Origin of the sequence: Pigmentibacter ruber (assembly GCF_009792895.1) — a bacterium.
In the GTDB taxonomy this organism is placed as follows: Bacteria; Bdellovibrionota_B; Oligoflexia; order Silvanigrellales; family Silvanigrellaceae; genus Silvanigrella; species Silvanigrella rubra.
Window position 1 is genome coordinate 267,176 of sequence record NZ_WSSC01000003.1, and the last position, 22,530, is coordinate 289,705.

Annotated in this window: 20 protein-coding genes; 10 read left to right on the forward strand and 10 right to left on the reverse strand. The window is 28.1% G+C overall.

The genetic code is table 11. The features are described 5' to 3' along the window. Positions 1-2: 2 nt before the first annotated feature. The 6 genes from GOY08_RS10225 to rsmH are packed head-to-tail and all read right to left on the reverse strand — an operon-like array spanning position 3 to position 7,628. On the reverse strand, positions 3-1,559 hold the full coding sequence (locus tag GOY08_RS10225) for a Mur ligase family protein (protein ID WP_158998808.1): 1,557 nt from the start codon (positions 1,557-1,559) through the stop codon (positions 3-5). Positions 1,560-1,563: 4 nt separating this feature from the next. Then, on the reverse strand, positions 1,564-2,679 hold the full coding sequence (gene mraY / locus GOY08_RS10230; protein ID WP_158998809.1) for a phospho-N-acetylmuramoyl-pentapeptide-transferase: 1,116 nt from the start codon (positions 2,677-2,679) through the stop codon (positions 1,564-1,566). A gap of 3 nt (positions 2,680-2,682) precedes the next feature. Continuing rightward, positions 2,683-4,353, reverse strand: coding sequence for a UDP-N-acetylmuramoyl-L-alanyl-D-glutamate--2,6-diaminopimelate ligase (locus tag GOY08_RS10235; RefSeq protein ID WP_158998810.1), 1,671 nt, complete (start codon positions 4,351-4,353; stop codon positions 2,683-2,685). Between the two features lies 1 nt (position 4,354). Continuing rightward, positions 4,355-6,235 carry a peptidoglycan D,D-transpeptidase FtsI family protein gene (locus GOY08_RS10240; protein WP_158998811.1) on the reverse strand — a complete coding sequence of 627 codons (1,881 nt, stop codon included), beginning with the start codon at positions 6,233-6,235 and terminating at the stop codon, positions 4,355-4,357. A gap of 28 nt (positions 6,236-6,263) precedes the next feature. Beyond that, positions 6,264-6,551: a hypothetical protein gene (locus tag GOY08_RS10245; protein ID WP_158998812.1), complete on the reverse strand. Its 288-nt coding sequence runs from the start codon at positions 6,549-6,551 to the stop codon at positions 6,264-6,266. Between the two features lie 3 nt (positions 6,552-6,554). Next, on the reverse strand, positions 6,555-7,628 hold the full coding sequence (gene rsmH / locus GOY08_RS10250) for a 16S rRNA (cytosine(1402)-N(4))-methyltransferase RsmH (RefSeq protein WP_158998813.1): 1,074 nt from the start codon (positions 7,626-7,628) through the stop codon (positions 6,555-6,557). A 158-nt stretch (positions 7,629-7,786) separates the two neighbouring features. Here rsmH and GOY08_RS10255 point away from each other — a divergent pair, with 158 nt between their 5' ends. Together GOY08_RS10255 and GOY08_RS10260 are read left to right on the forward strand one after the other, a co-directional pair. Further along, a complete protein-coding gene (locus GOY08_RS10255; RefSeq protein ID WP_158998814.1) occupies positions 7,787-8,641 on the forward strand; it encodes a LysM peptidoglycan-binding domain-containing protein in 855 nt (284 codons plus the stop codon). Positions 8,642-8,658: 17 nt separating this feature from the next. Then, the gene (locus GOY08_RS10260) at positions 8,659-9,372 is read left to right on the forward strand and encodes a substrate-binding periplasmic protein (protein ID WP_158998815.1); all 714 of its coding nucleotides are present in this window, start codon (positions 8,659-8,661) and stop codon (positions 9,370-9,372) included. A 16-nt stretch (positions 9,373-9,388) separates the two neighbouring features. Here the strand turns inward: GOY08_RS10260 and GOY08_RS10265 are convergent, their stop codons facing one another. Genes GOY08_RS10265 through GOY08_RS10275 form a run of 3 tightly spaced genes read right to left on the reverse strand, consistent with a single transcriptional unit; the run spans position 9,389 to position 12,096 of the window. After that, positions 9,389-9,931, reverse strand: coding sequence for a zeta toxin family protein (locus tag GOY08_RS10265; protein WP_158998816.1), 543 nt, complete (start codon positions 9,929-9,931; stop codon positions 9,389-9,391). 18 nt (positions 9,932-9,949) lie between these two features. After that, complete coding sequence (locus tag GOY08_RS10270) at positions 9,950-10,933, reverse strand: nucleotidyltransferase family protein (RefSeq protein ID WP_158998817.1); 984 nt, start codon at positions 10,931-10,933, stop codon at positions 9,950-9,952. A gap of 17 nt (positions 10,934-10,950) precedes the next feature. Then, a complete protein-coding gene (locus tag GOY08_RS10275; protein ID WP_158998818.1) occupies positions 10,951-12,096 on the reverse strand; it encodes an aminoglycoside phosphotransferase family protein in 1,146 nt (381 codons plus the stop codon). A gap of 136 nt (positions 12,097-12,232) precedes the next feature. Here GOY08_RS10275 and GOY08_RS10280 point away from each other — a divergent pair, with 136 nt between their 5' ends. The 7 genes from GOY08_RS10280 (at position 12,233) to GOY08_RS10310 (ending at position 20,803) form a co-directional block, all read left to right on the forward strand. Further along, positions 12,233-14,716, forward strand: a complete 2,484-nt coding sequence (locus GOY08_RS10280) for a hypothetical protein (RefSeq protein WP_158998819.1) — start codon at positions 12,233-12,235, stop codon at positions 14,714-14,716. A gap of 124 nt (positions 14,717-14,840) precedes the next feature. After that, the gene (locus GOY08_RS10285; protein WP_158998820.1) at positions 14,841-15,959 is read left to right on the forward strand and encodes a tetratricopeptide repeat protein; all 1,119 of its coding nucleotides are present in this window, start codon (positions 14,841-14,843) and stop codon (positions 15,957-15,959) included. Positions 15,960-15,982: 23 nt separating this feature from the next. Next, a complete protein-coding gene (locus GOY08_RS10290) occupies positions 15,983-17,779 on the forward strand; it encodes a CHASE domain-containing protein (protein ID WP_158998821.1) in 1,797 nt (598 codons plus the stop codon). Between the two features lie 8 nt (positions 17,780-17,787). Beyond that, positions 17,788-18,147: a response regulator gene (locus tag GOY08_RS10295; protein ID WP_158998822.1), complete on the forward strand. Its 360-nt coding sequence runs from the start codon at positions 17,788-17,790 to the stop codon at positions 18,145-18,147. 5 nt (positions 18,148-18,152) lie between these two features. Then, a complete protein-coding gene (locus GOY08_RS10300) occupies positions 18,153-18,869 on the forward strand; it encodes a response regulator (RefSeq protein ID WP_158998823.1) in 717 nt (238 codons plus the stop codon). 9 nt (positions 18,870-18,878) lie between these two features. Beyond that, positions 18,879-19,592, forward strand: coding sequence for a response regulator (locus tag GOY08_RS10305; protein WP_158998824.1), 714 nt, complete (start codon positions 18,879-18,881; stop codon positions 19,590-19,592). After that, positions 19,592-20,803, forward strand: coding sequence for a tetratricopeptide repeat protein (locus tag GOY08_RS10310; RefSeq protein WP_158998825.1), 1,212 nt, complete (start codon positions 19,592-19,594; stop codon positions 20,801-20,803). The genes GOY08_RS10305 and GOY08_RS10310 overlap by 1 nt, the downstream gene beginning before the upstream one ends. Here the strand turns inward: GOY08_RS10310 and GOY08_RS10315 are convergent. Further along, positions 20,798-21,868 carry a peptidylprolyl isomerase gene (locus GOY08_RS10315; protein ID WP_158998826.1) on the reverse strand — a complete coding sequence of 357 codons (1,071 nt, stop codon included), beginning with the start codon at positions 21,866-21,868 and terminating at the stop codon, positions 20,798-20,800. The two genes, GOY08_RS10310 and GOY08_RS10315, sit on opposite strands and share 6 nt — an antisense overlap. A gap of 207 nt (positions 21,869-22,075) precedes the next feature. On the opposite strand from GOY08_RS10315, the gene GOY08_RS10320 reads away from it, so the two are divergent. Continuing rightward, positions 22,076-22,528: a hypothetical protein gene (locus tag GOY08_RS10320; RefSeq protein WP_158998827.1), complete on the forward strand. Its 453-nt coding sequence runs from the start codon at positions 22,076-22,078 to the stop codon at positions 22,526-22,528. The last annotated feature ends 2 nt before the right edge of the window (positions 22,529-22,530 follow it).

Consider the following 22,530-nt stretch of genomic DNA (forward strand, 5'->3'; position numbering starts at 1 on the left):
TCTCATCCTCTTAAATGTGATAACGCCCAATTCCTAAAAAAATTACCTCTTTGCTCAAAATTTTTGAATTCATCAAAACTACTACAAGCGGGAGATAATAGTATTATTTCCTCATCTAAAGCTTCTTTCAAAGCTAAATTGGCGGCTATTATTAATTTATCAGAAGTATTTGCTATATATTTTTTATAATCTTTTAATTCAGAAACTATCTTAGATGCAGCTTGTCCAAAAGGATATATTTTAACTACATTATTGCCTAAAAATTCAGTCAAGGGAAGATAAGAATCGCCTTTAGGTTCTCCACCAATTAAAAGTCTAATTGGGCTATTAAAAGATTTTAAAGCGACTAAAGTACTTTCAACATTTGTTGCTTTTGAATCATTAATTATTAATAAATTTTTAGAATTATTATTTTCATCATTATAAAAGCTAAAATTTGCATTAATTTTTTCTAGTCGATGTGGTAAATGTTGATAATTGGTTAAAGACTCTTCCCATTGTTTAACTATATCATTTTCTGATAATCCTAGAAAAAAAGCGCATAAACTAGCTGCAAGGATGTTATACATGTTGTGTTTTCCTGGCAAACAGGCTTTTTTAATGGACCATGATATTTTTTGATTTTCAAAATAATATTCAATTTGTGAAGAATTATTATCACAATATTTTGAATAAACTGTAAAATATTGATCAGGTAATAATAAAGAATAAATATCTAAATTTTTTAATTCTTTATATATAGAGATAGGAAGAATTTTGGATGAATAAAATCTTGAATAATTTATATTTAATTTGTTTTTATCAAAATTTTGATTTTTTTCTTCATCTATAACTATTATTTTAGCTTTAGGTAAAGATAAACCATAAAAAAGAGCTAATTTTAAAACTGTTTTCTCAATAATAACAAATCCATTATCGCTTGTTAATAAAACTAGTCTCCATTTAGCTTTTAAATACTCGTATATTGTTTCGTATCTTTGTAAATGATCATTCTGAATATTTAAAAAAATACTACATATTGGATTTAATGTTAGAGTTGTTTCAAGTTGATAGCTACTTAATTCTATAACATAGGTATCTGTATTGCTGTTGTTTAAAATAGCTTCAGATAAAGATAAACCAATATTTCCACATGCTATAGGTTTAAATTTTTTTTGTAAAAGTTGGGATAAATAATTTGTTGTCGTACTTTTTCCATTTGTTCCAGTGATACCTAAAATATTACATTCTTTTGATATAAACCATGATGCAGCTTCGATTTCACTGATTACAGGAATATTATTGGATTTGCACGCTAAAATTAAAGGATTGCTTAATAATATTCCGGGAGAAATAATTAAAATGTGACAATTTTTAATTAATTTGGTTGTATCTTGAAAAGAATCTTCGAAGGAAATATTTAATTCTTGAAGTTGTTTTTTAGTGCTTTCTGATATTATTTTATCTTCAATTAAAAATACATTTATGTTGTTTTTTTTTAATAATTTTGCTATTGCTATGCCGCTAATTCCAGCGCCAGCAATATAAAAATTTAAATTATGTAAATCTTCTAAAGCCATTAAATTACCTTAATTTAAGAGTTAAAATACTCAGCAAGGCAAGAATAAAACTAATAATCCATATTCTTACTGTGATTTTTTGTTCAGGCCAACCCTTTTTTTGGTAGTGGTGATGAACTGGTGCCATTCTAAAAACTCTCTTACCTCTTGTTTTAAAAGATGCGACTTGTATAATAACACTAAGCGCTTCTGCAACAAATATTCCTCCCATGAGAACTAATAATATTTCATGACCAGTAATAATTGCTACAGCCCCTAATATGCCGCCAAGTGCTAAAGCACCTGAATCTCCCATAAAGATTTGGGCAGGAAATGTATTATACCAAAGAAATCCAATAGAGGCTCCAATAAGAGCAGATAAAAAGACACTAATTTCTCCTGAACCAGGTATTGAATGATAAAGAAGATATTTTGATATGACAATGTTACCTGTTACGTAGCTTAAAATTGTTAATGTTAATGCACAGGTTATGACAGGTCCAATTGCAAGTCCATCTAATCCATCAGTTAAATTAACAGCATTACTTGATCCAACTATTACTAATATTGCAAAAGGAGCATAAAAAATTCCTAAATTTATAACTAAATTTTTAAAAAATGGAATATTTACAGAAGTTGGATTTAAAACATAAGCTGAAGGATTAGTTATTTGTAAAGATGACCACAAATGCCAAGTAACTGCAATGGTCCCAAAAAATAATAAACCAAGCATTTTCTTTTTACTTGATAGACCATCTGTATTTTTTTTAGATATTTTAAGATAATCATCCAAAAATCCAATAAATCCATAACCAATAGTTACAATAAGCAGTGTAGTAAAATGTCTATTTGTTATATCCATCCAAAGAAAAGAACTAAATAATGTTGCAAAAATAATAACAACTCCTCCCATAGTTGGAGTTCCTTTTTTTTGCATTTGTTCTTCTAGTCCAAGTTCACGAATTGGTTGACCCGCTTTAAGGGATCGTAGCAAACGTATTGCTTTGGGATATAGCAACATTGAAACTATTATACTTGTGATAAGAGCAAGAATAGTTCTACTTGAAAGATAAGAGAATGCTTTTAATCCTGAAAGTTTAGGATTAATCATAATTAATTTGATTATTAGTAAATAAAGCATTTCTTAACACTTCTCCTTTTTTAAAATTGATAATGCTATTTGAGGATCAGAGAATGGAAACTTCTTGTCACCTATAATTTGATAATCCTCATGTCCTTTGCCTGCAACTAAAACAATATCAAATTCTGTGCTAGAGTTAATCGCGAGCTCAATTGCTTTTCTGCGATCTTTCTCACGAATACAATTTTCTGTATTAGTATTTATTCCAGAAAAAATTTCATCAATAATACTATCTGGATCTTCATTACGAGGGTTGTCGGATGTTACAATAACTCTATCAGACAATTCTGCAGCTATATGGCCCATTAATGGTCTTTTGCTTTTATCACGATCTCCTCCGCATCCAAAAACAGTAACAAGATTTCCCCTTCCTTCTGCTCTTAAGATTTGTGAACAAACTTGAATAGCTTTTTCTAAAGCATCTGGAGAATGAGCATAATCTATTATGACAGTAGGTTGTTTGTGAGTTTCTTTTTCAGAATTTTTTACTACTTCTAATCTACCTGGTATATTTTTTAAATTAAACAGGCATTCGCAAATAGTTTTAATTTCAAACTCTTGATAAATCATAGCAGCTACTGAACATAATATATTGTAAAGCTGAAATTGGCCAATGAGAGGGGTTTTGACTTCAAATTCTTTTATTATTGTTTGAGGATTTTTAAAAATAATAGAAGCAAAATTTCCAAGTAAATTAGATTTAGATTCTTTTATTTCAATAAAAAATATATTTTTATACTGACTTGAATATTTATTAAAAAAAACTAAGCCTTGATTTGCTTCTCCAATTCCAATTGCAGTTCTACTGGGTGATTTTGCAGCCTCACAAAAGAAATCCCATTCTGAATTATTTAAACAAAAAATGGCACAACCATTTTGCTTTAAATGTGATTTAAAAAGCTTTAATTTTGCATTTCTATAAGATTCCATAGTTCCATGATAATCTAAATGATCTTGAGTTAAATTAGTAAATATTGCAATATCAACCAACCACTTTCCTATTCTATTTTCACTCAGTCCATGTGAGGTTGTTTCCATAATAATCTGATTAATATCAGAGTAATTACAGTAGTTTAGAATTTGAAGAAATGTTGGATAATCAGGTGTTGTTACATGTGAGGATTCTATAACTTTATCTTTTATTTGCAAACCTAATGTACCAATTCTTAATGAATCTTTCTGAGTTATATTTTCGTAAATTTGCGAACAAATTTGAACAGTAGAAGTTTTTCCATTTGTTCCAGTTACAGCAATAGTATTAAATTTATTAGAATCAATTTTGAAAACAATTTCTAATATTTTATTAATACTTTCCTCTATATTATCAACTAATAAAAAATATTCATGCGATAAAATATTATTTATAGTTTCTTCACTCATTTTATTTTTTGTAGCAAATAGTAATAAATTTTTTTTGGTGCTTGCTATATAGTTATTTGAATTCAATATTTCTTCTATTAAAGAATTACCATCGAACTTATTTCCTACTCTTGCAAAGTAAACAAAAGAGTTTTCTATATATGTATTTGTATTTCTTTTGTATTTATGTAGTTCTTTTGAATTTATAACAATTTCGAGCTTACATTCTTTTAAGTTAACTATTTTTTTATTTGTTATTCTATTCAGATCTTCTGGAGAGCATTGCGGAATTTTTAAATTTATTGAATTTAGCATTTTAATGTTCCTGACGAGAATTTCTTTCCAAATGAATGGGCACTAAAGCAGATTTTTGCAATTTTGGTTGAGCTTCATTAGTAGGTCTGGACTTACTCCTTAAATATGCATTTTCATATGGAATAACATTAAATATTCCCTTTGAATTTAAGTATTGCACAGTTTTTTTTCCTATTTCAGCAAATACAGGACCAGCTAATGGGCCTCCATAAGCTGGTCTTACTCCTGCTTCGTCGATTACTACAACAATCGCTAATTTTGGATTATCAGAGGGTATCACTCCTTCAAAAACAGCAGTTCTTCCTGAATAAGAATGATCTTTTTGCGACCAAATTTGAGCTGTACCTGTTTTACCTGCAACTAAAAGACCAGGAATGCGTGCTGGAGAACCGGTTCCTCCTTCTTCTTCTACAACGGATTCCATCATCTTTGCTATTTTTTTACTTGTATCATTTGAGATATACTTTAAAGGGGGGCCTGTGAAATCCATATTTTTACTTTGACTAAGCGAAATAAGATTTACTCCATGATCCGTCCCATCTCCGACAATAATTGATAATGCATGTGCTAACTGTAATGGAGAAATTGCAAAACCTTGCCCAAAAGCCATATTTGCAAAGTTCATTTCTCTCCAAGAATTTAAATTTTTGATTCTACCACTCCACTCACCAGGTAATCCGGTTCCTGGAGCACGCCCAAAGCCAATCTTCATTAAAGAATCAAAAAATGTTTCACGCCCTATTTTTTGAACAACTTTATACGCTCCAATATTACTACTCACTTTTAAAACTTCTTCAGGAGTAATCCAACCATGTGGATGTGTGTCATGAATGATTCCACCAGGAAGAGACATTTGGCCATTTTCTGCATAAACTTTAGTTTCTTGATTAATCACTTTCATATCTAAAGCTTTAGCTATCCACATTGGTTTTACAACGGATCCTAATTCAATGGCATCCATTACTGGTCTGAATCTTCTTGCAGATGGATCGTTTTCTGGTGGATTATTTAAGTCATAGCTTGGATAGCTCGCGATAGATAAAAGCTCACCAGTCTTTACATCCATAACAATTGCACTACCTCCTTTAGCTTTAGCTTTGACTACTCCTTCTTTCAGTGCATTTTGTGTGAATTCTTGAATGGAAAGATCTATTGATAATTTTAAGTTTGGGGCAATTTGTTCTGGTTTAGAGGCATCATTTGGCACTGACATGACTAAACGTCCTCGAGCATCTTTCATAACTTCAGATTTTAAGGGTTTTAAGTTAAGCCTAGAATTATAAATTTTTTCAATTCCTTCTAAGCCATTTCCTTCAGAGCCAACAAAACCAATGAGCTGTGCAGCTAAATCTTTTTCAGGATAAAACCTTTTAGATTCATCAATAATACCAATAAAATCTTGCCATTTTTTTAATGACCCCATTTTGTGAAATTCGTTAAAACTAATTTGCCTTTTTAACCATATAAAATTTCTTTTTTCTGTTGAAAACTTCAGTAAATCTTGAAGAGGAATATTGATTTGTTCAGCAACTTTAGCAAGTATTTTAACATCATTAGGCATTTTTTTTGTTAGTAAATAAATACTAGGTCTTGAAATACTTACTGCTAATATCCGTCCATTTCTATCAGTAATAGAAGCTCTTGGTGGAGCTATCATGAGATTTGTTTCAAATTGTTTTGAACCAGTACTGATTAGTTTGTTTCTTAATGGAGTTGGAAAGAGTGTTATCCACGCATATCTGGTTAAAATAATAATTAAAAAAGAGCAATAAATGAGACTCATTACATATGCTCTTACTTTATAGTTAACTATACGTTTATTATCTGATTTTTGAAAGCCAAGTAAAAATTTAGAAAGTCCTAATAATGTTTTTATTGTCATGTTTTATTACCTTCTAAAACAAAAAAAACTATTCGGCTCGTAAAACACGCTTAGGATCAGGTAAAATATACTTAGATTTACCATTTATATCTTTTTGCGAAAGCAAATTATCTCTAACATTTTTTTCTGTAGCAGCGAGTTCAGATTGAAGTTCAACTTGCCGCTGTCTTAGCAATTTTTCCTTCGCCTTCAGACTTGCTATTTCGTATCCTACTGAATAAGTTTTTGATCTCATTGTAATAACTATTATACCAACAATAATGGTTAAAAAAATAATTGCAATAATGGCATCGAACCCTTTTAAAAATTTTAACATTTTCTAATCCTCTTTAATATTAGAAAATTCAAAACATCTTAATCTTGCTGATCGAGAACGAGAATTTTCATTACATTCTTCATTTGAAGCCGTTATACCTCCTCTTGGAATTTCTTTACCAAATCCTTTGTTATTATTTTCTTCTATAAGAAGCTGCATATGCAAGGGGAGATGAAATTCTTTTTGAGTATTCATTTTTTCATCAGCATTTTTTCCTTTTTGCCAATTTCGCATAGCATGTTTGACTAGTCGATCTTCCAATGAATGAAAGGATATAAAACCTACTTTTGCATATGAACTCACAATTTTTGGAATATCTGCAAGAAGATTTTGAATTGACTCTAGTTCTTGATTAACTTCTATCCTTAGAGCTTGAAATGTCCGAGTAGCAGGATGAACGCGACTATTTGGGTAGGACAGTACCCTCTTTACATAGTCAGCAAATTGAGTCGTGTTTTCTAAAGGAAGTAAATCTTTTTTTCTGTCAGTTACGATAGCTTTTGCTAGTTTCCTAGCTTTTGGTTCCTCACCATAATCAAAAAATATTTTAGTAAGCTCTTCTTCTGAATAAAGTTGTAGTATTTTTTTTGCTGTTAATTCTGAGCTGACATCCATACGCATATCTAAAGGCCCTGAGTGCATTATTGAGAATCCGCGCTGACCAATGTCTAATTGGGGCGAGCTAACTCCAAAATCAGCATATAATGAATGAATTTTTTCACCCTTAAATTTAGAATTGAGAATTTCTTTTAATTTGCGAAAGTTTGAATTTTCATAAAATATATTCAAATTTTCATTCTCTAAACTGTAATTTTTTAACTTTTTACTGGCATGATCAATTGCATTGATATCTTGGTCAAAAAAAATAAAGTTTTTTTTGAAATTTTTAAGTTCAGGGTTACTAATGATTTTTTTTAGTAATTCTTCTGCGTGTCCTCCACCTCCAAGAGTAGCATCTACAAAATTTATTGTTTCTAAAGAATTTTTTTTAAAGTAGTGCAAAAGTGATTCTGTTGGTAGGATGTTTATAATTGTTTCATTCTTAAGAACAGAAAAATGTTTAAATGTAGAATTCATTGAAGCCTCTTTAATAGAATGCAAAAAAAACCGTATAATCTTTAACATTTAGTCAAAAGTGTGGCACAGTCATTCGTGCCTAAATCATTTAACTTCAAATTCTTAAGACCGATAATGATCGTGAAAAAGAGATCAACGGTTATAGAAAGAAAATTGCCATGATTATAAGATTTATGCAAAAAATGGGTGAAAAAAGTAAGAGATTAGTTTTTCTAATTTCTTTAGTTATTTTATCACTTTCTGTTTTTAGTTGCATGACAAGATCTGGTCAAATTGATGATCAAAATGTAAATGATGCCAAACCAGATATACTAGATAGCAAAGATAATCCTGATTTTGCTGAAGGCCTTTTACCGCCAGCAAATCAAAATATTCTATTACCATACTACGTACAAGCTGGTGACAATTTAGCAAAAATATCAAAGAAAATATATGGTAAGGCTTCTAGTTGGAAAAAAATAGCTGAATTAAATAAGTTGACAGATGCAAATAGAATTTATGCCGGAGATGTTATTTATTACCAACTAAGTAATGAATCAAAGATGTTTGCTGAAAAGTATGAAAGTGCTCCAAAAGCTAAAATTATTGTGAAAAGAGGAGACACATTAACTAGTATTTCTAGAGCTGTTTTTGGAAAAGCAAAGGATTGGCGTGTTCTTTGGAAAGAAAATCCGCATATAGTGAATCCTGATAGAATTAAAGAAGGTGTAGCGGTTTATTTCAGACCAAAAGCTTTGACAGCCGATATTAAGGGTTATGGAATACCTGATCAAAAGCCGAAAACGAGTGAGCAAGCGGGTTCTAGTGATAAAAAAGAAAGTACTGTGTCAGTAAAAGAAATAGACAAAGAAAACACAAAAGATAAAATTAACGATAAAAATTTGGATAAAAGTCAAGAGGAATTAAATAAGAAAAATAATTTAAGCGAAGATGAGATTAAGGCAATAAATTCTGGAAATTCGGAAAATTTTGTCCATCCTGATGATTCTGCTAAAGAAAGAGAAGATGAGTAAATTCAGGAATAATATTAATGAAAAAAGTAATTATTTTATTGCTGATTTTTTTCACAAATTCTAAAATACTAGCATTAAATGTAGAAGATATTGAAATAGTTACAGAGGTATTACCTCCTCTTTCATATTTAGATGAAAATGGAAATATGAAAGGTATACTAATTGAACGTGTTAATAAATTAAGAGAAAAATTAAAAATAAAAAATAAAATAGAATTATTACCATGGGCAAGAGCCCTACAAAATACATCTAAAAAAGATGGGACAATGTTATTTGCATTAGCTAAGACTAAAGAAAGAGAAAATATTTTCAAATTTTGTTGTGTTGTTTTTAAAGCGAGGCAGTATTTATTTAAATTAAAATCTAGAAAAGATATCAAAATTAAAGATTATTCTGATGCAAAGAAATATAGTATTGGTGTAGTGCGTGATGATATTAAACATAAAATTCTCGAAGAATCAGGGTTTACAAATTTAGACATAGCAAATTCACAAGAACTAAATTTTAAGAAATTTATTGGAAATAGAACAGATTTATTTGCAGCTAATGAATTATCGTTAAGTTATCAATTAAAGCAAATCAATATGTCAATAAATGATGTGGAAAAATTAGTTGAAATTAAAGGAATAGATCCAAATCGCTATATTGCTTTTAATAAAAATACAGATGATAAAGTAATTATAAAAGTGAAAAATGCATTAGAAAAAATTTATGATTCAGAGAAAGAATAATTATAAATTTATAATGTTATTCATTTTCATCTTTTTTTGTCAGAAGTAAATTTCTAAAGTTTAAGACTCTTTTAGATATTATTAAATAATCTGCTAATTCTCTCAATTTATCATTTTCAAATTGAATTTCTTCTTTGGCATGAGGGTTAATGACATGAAAATGCGTAATATGAGCGTCACTGAAAAATCTTTTGATATAATCATATTCATCTACAAATCGGATATCATCAATTACTGCAAACTCTAAGTTACTGTGAGATTTATGGTAATTTAGAACATCTATAAGTTCTTTTGCCCAATATGTGGAATTTTTTTTCTTTCTTTCAGTACCTCTTTCAATCAACATTTCGTGGACAGATTTATTAGTTTCATGAACCATGGTGAATGTCTTGTATCGAGGTTCTTTATTATACCAATCATATTTTGGGAATTCTTTTTCAAGCTCTTGTCTTATCATATTGGCAATAGAAAAAATTTGGTGCATACCACTAGCTATTTTTTTTGCTAAATAAGTTTTACCGGCACCATGACCATCTCCTGAGATAAATATGAGTCGCATATTTAGTCCTTACATTTCCTATAAAATAAAATAGAAATAACTTTCTTCTGGAGTATTGATTATGTTTTTAAATGTATATAAATCATTATTTTTTGAGCATAAAAATTTAAAAATAATTTTATCTTCCAAATTTTTTTCAGTTATTTTTATTAAATTATCTTTTAAATTTTCATTTATTGATGAATGTATAATATTTATGGTTTTATTTTCAATTAAATATTTTGAATTTTCACTTATTTTTGAAAAGAAATTTATACATTTTAAATAGTCCTGAGGTGTTCCAATATCAAACCAAAAATTATTTTCAGGATAATTAAAATTCGAAATTTTCATATTCTTATCAAGAATCTTTCTGTAAATTAAATTAATACTAGAAGATTTTTCAATTGGCGTGCTTTCTAATATTTCACTTGAAATGATTTGATGGGTTGTAAAAACTGAAGAAATACAGTTATTTTTATGAGCATAATTTTCACCAAATCCTAAAACATAACTACCTGTTATATCTAACCATGTAGCATCTTTTCTGACATAATTAAGTTTTTTTGTGGCCATTAAAGCTAAACTGTCGTTTCTTTTTCTTTCCCATTCCAATATCATTTCTTCTAATGGAACATTTGCAGCAATATCACCAGAAACAACAATAACATCTTTTTTTAATTTACTATTTTTAGTTACTTCTTTAAAAATTCTTGCAATACCACCCCCCGTATCAAGTAGCTCATTTTCATGCCAAAATTTTATCAAGTTTGAATTATATCCATGATATTCTGCCGATTTTATAAATTCTTCTTTGACTTGTTCAGAAAGGTAATGAGTGTTGCAGTGAACTTCTTTAAAGCCTGCCTTCAAAAAAAGTTCTATGGACATGAAGGCTACTGGTTTGTCAATTATGGGGCAAGATACTTTTGGAAAATAATTTGTTAAAGGTTTTAGTCTTGTTCCAAAACCTGCGCAAAGAACTATTGGTATATATTTTTCAACATCAATATTATTAAACATACTTTTCCAATTTATTATTATTTGAAATTTATAATTTTATCATTTAATTTTTCTTTTAATGATCCTTCATGAAGATCATAAAGGAGTTTAAATAAGTTGGGCAGCATAGCTTTAATATCTGTTTCTTCGTGAATTTGAGCTTCTTTTGAGCATAATATGCTTAGCGTTTGATGAATATACTTTAAGTAATTAGGCTTGTTTTTTTTGGTAGCTAAATATCCAAAACTCCCAATTGCTTTGATATTTCTTTGTAAACCCATTAAAAGTAACTCAAGATTGAAACTTAAAGCAGATATATGGTTTAAATTGTTTTTTTCTCTAACTTTATTAAGATTTTCAATATAATAGTCATAAAAATATTGTCTAGTTTTCCAAGTTATTTTGACATAACTATCTCTGACTAAACTTACAACGTCATATGAATGTGGACCCATTCTTGCATCTTGAAAATCGATCCAAAATAATTCATTATCTTTTAGCATTATATTTCTAACGTGGTAGTCTCTATGGCAAAGTACTCTTTCACATGAATCTAGTTTTTTGCATAATAATTTTAAATCTTGATAAAAATTATTGTAATCTGGATTGTCTTCTGAAATATTTAAATTTAAAAAACCATTAAGAAAATGTGTGATAAAAAAGTTTAATTCATAATATAATTTTTCGAAGTCAAAAAATCTATTTATAGCAGGATGATCAATTTTAATATCTGGATATTGAGCCTTGATAAGTAGATCTAATGCTTTTTTGTAATAATTTATTGGTTCATTACAATTAGGATTATCAATGTCTAATTTCTCTTCACTTAAAATTGAAGTTAGAAATATATCACCAAGATCCTCTGTCCAAATGCATGAATTTGTTTCATCAATTTCAATAACTTTTGGCACAGGCAGACCCATTTTTGATAGTGCGTTATGCATTCCAATCCAGCTAATAGGATCTCCTCCATAACCACCTTCCCATTTTGGAAATTGCATACAAATTGCGCTAATTTCTTTGCCTAGAAGTCGAAAAAACTTTCTATCACTAGCATCTCCAGCAATTAATATAAGAACTGGTTCATGGTTTGAATGTATTTGATCGGAATTTATAATTTTAAAGTCTTGAATTCTAAGCATAAGCTGTTCCGATTCTAATGGAAGTGTGAAAGTTCCTGACATTATTTTTCCTTAAATTTTAATTTTAAGAATGGAGATAACCTAATAATTAAAGAAAGTGATCTCTTCTTTTAATTGTGTTATATAGGTGTGTATTTCGTCAACCCTTGCGCAAGAATTCCTGATGAAAGGATATGTAGTGTCATTTATTTCAGTTCGAGGAGCACAAGAACATAATCTTAAAAATATTGATGTTGATATTCCTAAAAATGCTTTAATAGCTTTTACTGGAGTCAGTGGTTCAGGTAAAAGTAGTTTAGTTTTTGACACTATTTATGCTGAAGCTTTTAGAAGATTTGTGGACTCAACTCAAGCACCTGTTTATATGCTTGGGGGTGTTAATTGGAAGAAATCAGTTAGAGCTAAATTTAGTTCAATAAAGGGTCTTCCTCCAGCGCTTGGATTATCGCAGAGGCAAGGGGTAGCAGGGAAATTATCAACAGTTGGAACTATAATTGGTGTTTCTGATCTATTTCGTGTTTATTTTGCAGCTTTTGGGGATATATTTTGTCATAATTGTGATATTCCTTTAAAATCTATATCATTTAATGAATTAATAAATAAAATATTTAGTGATTTTTTAAACCAAAAAATTTATTTTATTGCTCCAATTTGTGAAAAAAGAAAAGGAGCTTTTGCAAAAGAAATTGAGTCCTTTAAAGATTTGGGATATTCTAAATTAAGAATTAATGGAGATATTTATGATTTACAAGATGATCAAAAGAAGTTTAAAATAGACGCTAAAAAGTTAAATACTATTGATGTTATTATTGATTATGTTAATGTTTCATTGGAAAAAAAATCTAGAATAGAACGCAGTATTTATCAGGCCTTGGAGCACGGAAAAGGAATATTAAAAATAGAATACCAAGGTCAGCAATATAAATTTAATACAAAATCAAGTTGCCCACAATGTGGTGAAAGTGCACCAAAATTAGATCCTCGTTACTTTAGTCATTCCTCTCTAGGCAAATGCAAAAATTGTGATGGAGAAGGTTCAGACAAAATTGGATTACCTTCAGATTTATTTTCATGCAAAGTTTGTAATGGTAGTCGATTGGATCCTACAATACCCATAGTGAGAGTTTGTGAAACAACATTCCCACAACTGCATATGAAAAGTTTTTCTGATTTATTAAAATTTGTTTCAACTAAATTAAAAGAAAATGCAGTAAATGATAAGGCTAAATTAAAAGTTTATCTAGAAATTGAGAGACTTTTAAAAAGTATGCAATTACTTGCGTTAGATCATTTAGTACTAAACCGTTCAGGAAATTCATTATCTCCAGGAGATTTACAAAGATTACGATTAGCATCAATGATTTCAAATCGTTTAAAAGGTGTTCTTTATGCTATAGATGAGCCTTGTCAGGGTTTAACCGCTGATGAAGTTAAGCAGCTAGTTTCTGTGCTGCAAGAACTTGTAAAAGATGGCGCAAGCATAATATCTGTCGAGCACCACCCCGTATTTTTGTCTTTTTGTGAGAAAATTTTTTTAATGGGCCCGGGCGCAGGTGTGCATGGTGGACAAGTTGTGTCCAAAACCACTGCCCTTGAGGGGTTAAATGATACATATTTAACACATAATTATGGAAAAAATTTATCCAAATTTCAACTTCAAGAGCAAGGTACGGAGTTATTACTAAGGAAATCCAAGGGGAGAATTTCAAATAATGATGTTGATTCTTCATCAATTAAATCCTCTGGTGAATCTTCTTCTATTCATTTTTCGGAAATAGCTGTTAGAAATTTAAGACAAGAAAAAATTCTTATTAAACAAGGTGTTATAAATGTCATACGTGGCAAATCAGGAAAAGGCAAGACATCCTTTGTCCAGCTTTGTCTAATTCCATATTTGCTTTCGCTTGGTGAAATAAATTTAGATGAAGATGACTTTCCTAATATTTCATCCAAACTTTTTTGCAAAGTTAAAAATGAAGGGGAAATATTTGTTAATATAGTAAGTTATGTCAAGCCGGGAAGCATTACCAGAAGTTCTAAACGCTCTGTCGCTTCTGCTTTAGATGTTATTAAGCCGATAAGAGATTTATTTGCTAAAATTCCATCCAGCCAAGTAATGGGCTTAACTGAAAGTCACTTTTCTTGGAATTCGAAATTAGGCAGATGTGAATATTGTGAAGGTAAAGGTTTTAAGGAATTACCTCAAAGATACTCTGAACCAGTAAGAATCGAATGTGAAAACTGTTTAGGAGCAAAACTAAATCCAAGAAGTTTATTACCAAGGTTTAAGGGATTAAATTTGGCCGATATTATGAATTTAAGTTTAGAACAAGCTTTAAATATATTTGAAAACAACAAATTAATCTCTTCTAGAATCTATAAAGCATGTCAATTTGGATTAGGTTACGTAAGATTAGGCCAAGGTATGGAAACATTAAGTGGAGGTGAAGTACAACGCTTAAATCTAACACTTCATTTAAAAAGGACTAATTTGCAGGGTGCTTGGTTTATTTTAACCCATCCTAGCACAGGTTTACACGCCCCTGATATTGAAATTTTGGGTAATTTAATGAAAGTTATGGCATTAAAAGGAGCCTCCTTTATATTAATTGAAAATAGAGAAGAATTTCTTCCGTTTTCGCAACATATAATAGAATTTTAATTCTTACCCTTGCATTTTTTTCTTAGAAAAAATTTTCCCCAAATAATATAACATTTTCAAAATAAATTATTTTTTTTATTAGCCGAATTTCAAAAAGGAGCAAACCTTTGCTTTAGGAGTTAACATGCAAAAAGATATTCAATCATTTGATGTAAAGTTCTTAGAGAATGCATCGAATTCATTCTGGAGAGAAATTAATCCTTCAGCAAAGTCTTGTATTTCACTTATTAAATTACTTGAAATTTATGCTTCACATGAAGAATGGGAAAAAATTATCAACCTTTCATCTAGAGCGGTTCTTCATTTGACAAAATTTTACGATAGAGCAGATTTTTATCACATATGGATTTGTGCATTAAAAGAAACTTTTGATCATGGAGCTCTGGTATCCCTTGGAAAACATTTATTAAAAATGCGTAATTATCATCCTGTATTTTTGTCACTTGCTCTTCTAGCGTTTCAGTTTGCTTCTTGTAATAAAATAAGTTTAAAAATTTTTAAGTATTTAAAAAAATCAAAGGGAGTAGAAAATAGGTTTGCTTTTGAAGCCTGTGGAATATTATTATCATCCTCCAAAAATAAAGAAAATGTTAAAAAAGGGATAAGTATAATAGAAAAAGTTTGTCAAGATAAAAAATCAAGTTACTTTACTTGGAGAAATTATCTAAGAAAACTTTCTGAGAATAATTTAATTGAAAAAATGAGTGAGTCATATAATTTAATTCATGATAAATTTCCTTTTGCCCAAGAACCATATTTGGTAGCTGTATTAATATCAATGTATGAAAAAGACTGGAATGAATCTTTGAGAATATTAGGACAAATTTTACGAGATAATCCCAAAAATACCAATGCAATTCTAGCCATGGCAGATTGTTATCTTGAAAAAGGTGAATTTATAAAATCATTAAGTCTTTTAACTTTAAAAGAATATTTATTTCTAGATAATGATTTTGACTACCATTTATTACTTGGAAAATCAATTAAGTATATCATCGAAAGTGAATACGATCATAATCTTTATGAAACTTCTTATAGACATTTAAACAAAGCTATTTCTATTGCTAAATCACTAAATTTAAATTCGTCTGAAGCTGAGAAAGAAATACATAGTCTCAAAATTTTAAATAATATTAATACTCATAAAGAATCCTTAATTGATGAAGATAATATTCTTAAAATTCATGCAGAAAATAGTCCTATTGATTTAGAAAAAATGTATATTGAAAGAAAAGTAAGTTAATTCTATATTTATAGAGGTTCAAAGTGATTTTTGAATTTATTAAATATTTAAAGAATATTAAAAAAAAATTTCTTTTAATTCCTTTTTCTGTTTTCATCATATTACTTTTTATTACTTTGTATTCTTGGAATGAGGCAAAAAATAATAGTTATAAAAATTCTTCAATCCAATTTGATGGAATTGCCGAAAAAGCAAATTTAGCATTAATTAGCCAAATGCTTGGATACACTCAAGTTTTAATAGGAGCAAAAAGTTTTATTTATACAAATAAAAATATTGTCACAAGAGATCAGTGGAATAGGTATATTGATAATTTAGATTTAAGTAAAAGTTATCCAGGAATTCAAGGGATTGGAATAAATAAATATGTAACTAAAATAGAAAAACAAAAACACATAAATGAAATAAGAAATTCTGGTTTTAACGAATATAATATTAGACCACCTGGAGAAAGAGAAGAATACTTTCCAGTAATATTCATAGAACCATTTATAAATAGGAACATAAGAGCTTTTGGATTTGATGTTTTTTCTGAATCAATTAGAAGAGAAGCAATACAGAAAGCAATTGAAACAGGTCAAGCGCATGCAACAGGAAAAATAACTTTAGTTCAAGAAACGTCTAAAGATGTACAAAATGGATTTCTGGTATTTCTACCGCTTTTTAAAACATATGAAATACCTAAGACAAAAGAACAAAGAAAAGAATTAATTTATGGTTTAGTATCTGCAGTATTTAGAATGAATGACTTAATTCAAGGAATTTTTAGCGAAAAATTTGAAAACTTTAATTTAAAAATTTATGACGGTAATTCCAAAGAAAAAAATAATTTATTATTCTCAAATTTGGCTGACGATTTTAATCCTAAATCAGAATTTAATAGAGTTTTTATTGAAGATATTAATAATCATACTTGGACAGTTGAATTTACATCTACTGAAACGTTTGAAGAATTAACTAAAAGCAGTTTTGCTTCACTGCTTTTATTATCTGGTATAATTTTTTCAATCTTAATTTCATTAATTCTTCTTTTTTTGATAAGTTTATTTGAGCAAACAAAAAATGTTCTTCAATCAAATATTGATTTAAAAAATACCCAAATGCAATTAATACAATCTGCCAAATTTGCCGCTTTAGGAGAAATGGCTGGTGGTGTTGCCCATGAAATTAATAATCCCTTGACGGTAATAAGTGGCAAAGCTTATAAATTAGTTAGAATGGCTAAAAAAAATCAACTAGATTTAAATATAGTAGAAGAAAATGCTATAGCAATAGAAAACATTGTAAAACATATATCAAAAATAACACTTGGATTACTAACATATTCAAGAGAATCTGAAGAAGATCATCTAGATTTTGAAGATATTGATAAAATAATTGATCAAGCAACTATACTTTGTAATGAGAAATTTAAAAATAATGGTGTAGAATTAATAATCGCAAAAAACTGTCAAAGTAATTCATTATATTGTAGTGGAATTCAAATTTCTCAAGTTTTACTTAATCTTCTAAATAATGCTTTTGATGCTATTAAAAATTTAAATAATAAATGGATTAAATTAGATGTTACTGAAGACAATAATAATATTTTTTTCCGTATATCAGATTGCGGTCCACCAATTCCAGAAGATGTAAAAGAAAAAATAATGCAACCTTTTTTTACTACCAAAAAAATTGGAGAAGGAACTGGTTTAGGTTTATCAGTTAGTAGAGGAATTATTGAAAAACATAAAGGTGAATTTTACTTAGACAAAAATATAAAAGAAACAACATTTGTCATTAAATTACCTAAATACTTAGAGAAAAAAGAATCAGCTTGAGGTGATTCATGAAACAGGTATTAATAGTTGATGATAGTAAAGATATTATTGATGTCATTAAAGAAGAATTAATGGAAAAAAATGTAAAAATATTCACAACAAGTAATGGGAAAGATGCATTTGAAATAGTCAAAAAAAATGAAATTGATTTTGTCATTTCGGATATAAGAATGCCGGATGGAGATGGAGTAGAGTTACTAAAGAACATTAATAGTTTGAAAGAAAAAAAACCAAAAATAATTTTAATGACAGGTTTTGCAGAGATATCAAAAGATGAAGCTTTAAAAAATGGATGTTACGCTTTTTTAAAAAAGCCGCTAGATTGGCAGGAACTTTCAAATCTTGCTGATAAATTAATTAGTGAGTAAAACTTATGAGTGATTTTAAAACGGTTGTTATAGCAGATGATGTTCCAGATATTCGAGATTATCTTAAGGATATAGTCGAAGAAATGGGTTTAACTTCTGTTTGTTGTGCAACAGGTAAGGAATTGATAGATGTTATAAAAAATGAAAATCTTTCAAAGGATCTCATCTTTTTAGATTTATCTATGCCAGAAATGAATGGGTTAGAAATATTAAAACTAATTCCTGAATATAAAGTAAAACAAAAGTTTAAAGTTTGTGTTATAAGTGGACATAAAGAACAAAAAATAATTGATAAAGCTATTGAATTAAAAATTGATGATTACATATCAAAGCCATTTGACAGAGATATATTAATCAATAGAATTAGAAATTTGATAGGAATAGATAAGTCTTCAATAATAACTTTTGCTTTTGCAGCAGTAAATTTCAAATGTAAAACTTTAAACTTACCAGCTGTCATAGAATTTTCCTTAATTGGCTTATCAGAAGAAGGGGCTATTATTGAAAGTCCTGTTAATTTTAAAGAGCAATCTATTCTTTCTTTTACATGCAGTGAATTACATAAGATAGCAAATATGCCAAAAGATGATTACAAAATAAAAGTTATGAAATCGACATTAAAAAAAGACAATATATATGAAGTAACAACAGTATTTGTAAGTATGCCGGAATTTGTTGCGCAAAGAATAAGATCATTTGCAATAAAAAATGTTAAAACATAAGGATAATTAGTGAACACTGATAAATTTATATATATAATAGATGATAATGAAGAATATTCTTTGTATTTAAAAAAAATACTTGAGAATAATGGATATTTATGTATTCTCTTCAAAGATCCTACTGAATTATTTTATGAGTTAGAAAATAAAGTTATTAAACCAGATTTAATAATAGTTGACTTATCAATGCCAGAAATAAATGGCTTAGATATAATAAAGTATTTAAATTCAAATAAAAATTTAAAAAAATTAAAAAAAATTATTGTTAGTGCAAAAACAGATTTAGTAAATCGAAGTGAATTTAGTGAAATAAATTTTTTGACGAAACCAATAGAGGAAGAGAAATTTATAAGAACAATTGATAATATAACTTTATTTAAAAGAGAATATTCCAATGAATCTGATAATAGATATAGAAATTGTCAAATTTTTTGTTTCTTAGAAAACTCATCTTTTTATAGTAAAATAGTTATAACTAAAATATTTCCAATGAAAGTTGAGTTTTTATCTGATATTAAGTATAATTTTGAAAGTGTATTAAAATTTTATTCAAGATCAATTTATGATACAATTGGTGTTAATTGTGAATTTAAAATAAAAGTTCTACAAGTAAAAAAAAATCAAGATAAGTTTATCTATGAAGGTGAACTTATTTTTGAAAATAAAATTGATTATGATAAGGTAAATCAATTTATAAATTCTACAAATATTGGTGCTGTTTAATGAATGAATTAGAAAAACTCAGCATTCTTTTAATAGATGGAAACTCTGAAAATAGAAGCTACTTTTCAATGTTTTTTTCTAATTTAACCAGCAAATATAATTTTATAACTGCTGAAAATATTCAAGAAACACAAATGGTAATAAATGCTAGTAAAATAGATGAAATTCATTTTGTTATTTTAAATAGCCAATCTAATGAATCAATATTATGTACAGCTTTGACAATTCTTAAAAATCATCCTTCATCTTTATTATCAACTATTATTGTAATTTCCGATAATTTAGATAAAGAAACTGAATTTTTATTAGGAGAGTTTTCAGTAGCAAAAATTTTTAATCAAGATTTTGATGCACAAGAAATTATAAATTTAATTGAAAAAGGTTATGAAGAAAAAAATAAAAACTTGTTGTTTAAAGAAGAGTTAGGGAAATTTTGTCAAGCAGTTTTAGCAAAAGATATTACTATATGTAAAGAGCTTCTAGAAAGTAAAAATTTCTCAAAAATAGTAATGAACTCTATAGAAACTATTCATTACTATGGTGAATATTTAATACTTATTGAAAAATATGCTGAATGTGTTGAAGAAATGGACTTAGCAATTGCTACTTTGAATGAAGGGGATATTAATAATTTCCAAATTTCAAACATTTTGAATTGCAAAGCTAAAGCATTATGTCTAAGCAATGAATTTGATGATGCATTAAAAATATATCAAGAAATTTCTGAAAAAAGTCCCAAAAATTTAAATCATAAAATAAATTTAGGTTCAGTGCATTTAGCAAAGGGAAATTGGAAATCCACAATTGATATTGTTAATAGTGTGCTAAAAGTAGATCCAAAAAATAAAAATGCAAATTTGTTAAATGCCCAAGCATATGCTGGCTTGGGAGAATTAGAAAATGCCAATCTATTTTTAGAAAAAGTAGCAGGTACTATTGAATTTCATTCAATAGCTAGTTTTTTTAATAATAGAGGAGTAGCATTTGCACAGAAGAAAGATTTTAAGAAAGCTTTAGAGTTTTATAATAATGCCCTTTTCTTTACAAAAAGTGATATTCATAAAGTTCAGTTTAATATTTCTTTAGCCTTAAAAAAACAAGGTAAATTAAAAGAAGCTGCAAAAATAATTAGCAAAATAAAAAATACAAAATTTTACAAAGAAAAGATAAAAAATGCTAATATAGCTATAGATAGTTTTGAAAATTTATAGTCTTGTAAATTTAATTGGTCTTATATTTGCTTTTAGTTTAGTTCTTTCAGCTTTTAAATATTCACTAAGTCTTTCATTGAACTTTATATCTTGTAATTTATTTTTCCAAGTATTAAAATTCTTTTGGAACTCATTATCTGCTATTAACTCTACGCCTAAATATTGAAAGTAAAATACAGAATTACCTAACACAATTGGGCCAATAACATCATTAATATTGATATTTGAAAGTTTAGACCTTACAAGCTCTGGTAGTTCGTTGATAGGTTTTGGAGGTAATAAACCACCTGTTTTTTCAACATCGGCAGCCATAGAATATTGTTTCACTAATAATGAGAAATCAGCTTTTTCTTCAATTTTTTCGTTAATAACTTTTACTAATTTTGAACTTAAAATATCATCTTTTTCATTTTCAGGAATTTTAATCATTAAACTTCTTAATTTTATTGTACTTATTTGTTTTATACTTCCTGTTTGTTGAATATAAAAACTTTTTACTTCTTCTTCACTTACATTAACTAAAGGAGTTATTACTCTTGCTATTAGTGACTGCTTCAATATTTCTGTTTTAAATTCTTTTCTGTAGTCTTCTACAGTTTTTCCGGATCTTTCTAATTGTTCCTTTAGATCGTCTTCTGAAAATCCTCTTTGCTTTAAAAACTCATTAATTCTTTGAGATAATTCATCTTCTGGAATATCAATACCAAGTTCAAGTGTTTTTGCTTGCAGAACTTTTTGATTTATTAATGAATCTAAGATTTGGTAAGCTTGTTGGGTAGACAAATTACCACCAATTAAATGCCCATTTGGAAGTAGTTTGGTTTGTCCATTAGATGCAATAAATATTGCTTGCTGTAAATCACTAAGTAAAATCACTTGGTCGGTTATTGTTGCTAATATTCCATCAATAGTATTTGCATCAAAAGAGGTATTAGGAGCCAATGAAGTAATTGTTTGTGGAGGTGTTGAATTTAAAGGGCGTGTATTTGTTGTGGTACAGGCATAAAACATGAAAATAGAATGCAATGAAATGGCAATAAAGTGGTTTTTATTAATGAATTTCATGAAAATCCCCAAAAGAAAAGGCGTGTTGAAAAAAAACACTCCTGAATATTTAGTTTCTTAAACTATTACATTAGAAAAAGCAAAGAAGAACAATTTTTTTTAGAGGAATACTTGTGTATTAGTATCATATATTCCTTAAATATCAAGCTTATTTTTTGTTTTTAAATTAAAAATTAATTTTATCCGATTATAATTAGGAGGATAAAAATGAGAGTTAATGTTTTTTCACCGCTATCATATACTTGGGAAAAATTCGCTGAACTACAACATCAGTATGCAATGTTGAGACGGAGAAGAGATGTTAGGCATGCTGATATTCTATCGGAATATAAATTAAAGGAAATGTTTGATGATAAAGCTGTTACTAAGGAATTAATTAGCAGAAATATTTTTAAAAACATTTACTTTAGAAAGCTTTTGCATAAAATAACAATTAAAAGAGAAATAATTCGTGAATTAAAAAGAATTAAATTTGAAAGAGAATTTTTGGAAAATTTAAGAATCATTGGTAACAAGATAAAGGAACATGTTACTGATGTGAAATATTTTCATAAAGTTTCTTTAGATAAATATATTCATCAAATGAAAATTGAGCAACAAGTTCACGTCCAAAAAGATTTGGAAAAGACTTCAAACAAAAAAAAGCCTGAAAAAATATAATT

Bases quoted from the DNA above. Each gene is read 5' to 3' on its own strand.
- GOY08_RS10225 (WP_158998808.1), bottom strand. From the start codon at position 1,559: ATGGCTTTAGAAGATTTACATAATTTAAATTTTTATATTGCTGGCGCT.
- mraY (WP_158998809.1), bottom strand. From the start codon at position 2,679: ATGCTTTATTTACTAATAATCAAATTAATTATGATTAATCCTAAACTT.
- GOY08_RS10235 (WP_158998810.1), bottom strand. From the start codon at position 4,353: ATGCTAAATTCAATAAATTTAAAAATTCCGCAATGCTCTCCAGAAGAT.
- GOY08_RS10240 (WP_158998811.1), bottom strand. From the start codon at position 6,235: ATGACAATAAAAACATTATTAGGACTTTCTAAATTTTTACTTGGCTTT.
- GOY08_RS10245 (WP_158998812.1), bottom strand. From the start codon at position 6,551: ATGTTAAAATTTTTAAAAGGGTTCGATGCCATTATTGCAATTATTTTT.
- rsmH (WP_158998813.1), bottom strand. From the start codon at position 7,628: ATGAATTCTACATTTAAACATTTTTCTGTTCTTAAGAATGAAACAATT.
- GOY08_RS10255 (WP_158998814.1), top strand. From the start codon at position 7,787: ATGATTATAAGATTTATGCAAAAAATGGGTGAAAAAAGTAAGAGATTA.
- GOY08_RS10260 (WP_158998815.1), top strand. From the start codon at position 8,659: ATGAAAAAAGTAATTATTTTATTGCTGATTTTTTTCACAAATTCTAAA.
- GOY08_RS10265 (WP_158998816.1), bottom strand. From the start codon at position 9,931: ATGCGACTCATATTTATCTCAGGAGATGGTCATGGTGCCGGTAAAACT.
- GOY08_RS10270 (WP_158998817.1), bottom strand. From the start codon at position 10,933: ATGTTTAATAATATTGATGTTGAAAAATATATACCAATAGTTCTTTGC.
- GOY08_RS10275 (WP_158998818.1), bottom strand. From the start codon at position 12,096: ATGTCAGGAACTTTCACACTTCCATTAGAATCGGAACAGCTTATGCTT.
- GOY08_RS10285 (WP_158998820.1), top strand. From the start codon at position 14,841: ATGCAAAAAGATATTCAATCATTTGATGTAAAGTTCTTAGAGAATGCA.
- GOY08_RS10295 (WP_158998822.1), top strand. From the start codon at position 17,788: ATGAAACAGGTATTAATAGTTGATGATAGTAAAGATATTATTGATGTC.
- GOY08_RS10300 (WP_158998823.1), top strand. From the start codon at position 18,153: ATGAGTGATTTTAAAACGGTTGTTATAGCAGATGATGTTCCAGATATT.
- GOY08_RS10310 (WP_158998825.1), top strand. From the start codon at position 19,592: ATGAATGAATTAGAAAAACTCAGCATTCTTTTAATAGATGGAAACTCT.
- GOY08_RS10315 (WP_158998826.1), bottom strand. From the start codon at position 21,868: ATGAAATTCATTAATAAAAACCACTTTATTGCCATTTCATTGCATTCT.
- GOY08_RS10320 (WP_158998827.1), top strand. From the start codon at position 22,076: ATGAGAGTTAATGTTTTTTCACCGCTATCATATACTTGGGAAAAATTC.